The sequence below is a fragment of the Chitinophaga sp. RAB17 genome, from assembly GCF_052114225.1.
Taxonomy (GTDB): Bacteria; Bacteroidota; Bacteroidia; order Chitinophagales; family Chitinophagaceae; genus Chitinophaga.
Genome location: NZ_JBFREI010000045.1, coordinates 1 through 762 on the forward strand (window position 1 = coordinate 1; position 762 = coordinate 762).

General features: G+C 48.3%; 1 protein-coding gene. It reads right to left on the minus strand.

Annotated features, from left to right (window positions below):
- On the minus strand, window positions 1-762 hold a 762-nt coding region (locus AB4Z08_RS35780), incomplete at both ends, for an Ig-like domain-containing protein (protein ID WP_441578569.1).

Here is a 762-nt window from a genome sequence, read left to right on the forward strand (position 1 = left end):
GTGCCGGTTACGTTAACTATCTCGCTAAAATGAACAGTGAAGGAGAGTACCTGCCCTTCGTTATACACGGCATTGGCTGGTACATCTACTGCTGTCACTACAGGTGCGGTACCATCGAAAACAAGGCTTAAAATATTAGAAGCGGTATTGGGGTTATTGCCCACGTTTACGGCTACACTGGCGGGTACCTGAATTGTTACGGTGCCATCCGCCGTTGGTGTAGCGAGTACGGTGTAAGTAATATTGTCCGTTGTCTGGAATGCACTTAATGTGGCATTGGTAGCGGTAATATCTCCAATGGTAAATCCAGTCATTGCTTCGCTGAAAGTAATGGTAGCAGTAAATGGTGCAATTACCGGCGAAGTAGCGGTAGTAGAAATGACCACTGCCGGGAGGGTGGTATTCACGAGTACGCCCGTAGTGTTAGCCACATTATTCAGGGTGAGGACTGCGTTATTGCCTGCCGCATCGCGGATAGTGCCGGTCAAGGTTCCAACTGTAATACCATCCATATCCATATCACCATTCTGCACGGTGTAGCTGAATAGCAAGGCGTTGGTGCCGCTACCACTTACAAGTGTGGCTTGTCTGGTGGTGGCGCCTATCACTACATTCAGAGATGGGGTGCCGGTTACGTTAACTATCTCGCTAAAATGAACAGTGAAGGAGAGTACCTGCCCTTCGTTATACACGGCATTGGCTGGTACATCTACTGCTGTCACTACAGGTGCGGTACCATCGAAAACAAGGCTTAAAATATTA